Here is an 814-nt window from a genome sequence, read left to right as displayed (position 1 = left end):
GATTCGAAAAGGACAAAGTGGTCAGCCACCGTTGGATGAGTTAAAGGGTTCGATTGCCGAAGAGCTTTATGATGTTCTCTACTACGTATGTGCTTTAGCAAATATCTACGATGTGGATTTAGAGAAAACTCATGAACTTAAAGAAGTTCTAAATAAAGCCGAGTACAACCGTTAGTACTCAATTGCACATTAGCTAACTGGAGGATCACTCTAGAGTATTAATATCAAAGCGGTTTCTGGTTATTTTTTACTAAACTATGAACCAGTGTCTCTAAGTTATGACAGTGTAGAGGTATAGCGTTTCGTACCAAGCTTAGTCTCTTTTGCTACCGAATTTTTGAAGGTCGACGATATGTTTTGGGTAAACCAAGAGCCATACTTTGAGCAAGATGTTCTGTCCTGTTTTGACGGTCAGGGAAAATAAACCCAATCAATTAAAATCAAAAAGAGCTTAAAGCATTCACTTTAAGCTCTTTTTCAATTTAGGGGTAACCAGCTAGGCTATTGAAGGTAAGCGTTTAGCATCCACATTAGCTTTTCTTGCTCACGGATGTAGTCACCCATAAGTGCGGCTGTACCTTCATCCGATGCGTCACCTGCCTGTTCAAGAATGTCACGCTGCTTAACCAATAGTGCGCTGAAACCATTTACCAGCCCAGTGACGCAGTCTTTCCCTTGAGTGGCATTTTGATGTTCATTGATTGAACTTACTTCAAGGTAGCGACTGAATGCGTGATCAGGTGTGTGACCTAGCGTAAGGATACGTTCTGCAATTTCATCAATCTTGGTTTGAAGGTCAGTGTAGATCGCTTCA

Annotated in this window: 1 protein-coding gene and 1 pseudogene; one reads left to right on the top strand and one right to left on the bottom strand. The window is 40.9% G+C overall.

Annotation, left to right across the window (positions count from 1 at the left end; translation table 11 throughout):
* A pseudogene (locus KIV40_RS26880) lies at positions 1-175 on the top strand (nucleotide pyrophosphohydrolase); the annotation flags it as partial.
* A gap of 326 nt (positions 176-501) precedes the next feature.
* Here KIV40_RS26880 and KIV40_RS26875 read toward each other — a convergent pair.
* Positions 502-814 (bottom strand): Dps family protein (locus tag KIV40_RS26875; protein WP_285352228.1); only part of this gene is annotated, 313 nt, incomplete at its 5' end.

Source organism: Vibrio sp. D173a (assembly GCF_030248475.1).
This window is presented reverse-complemented; position numbering and strand designations above follow the sequence as displayed.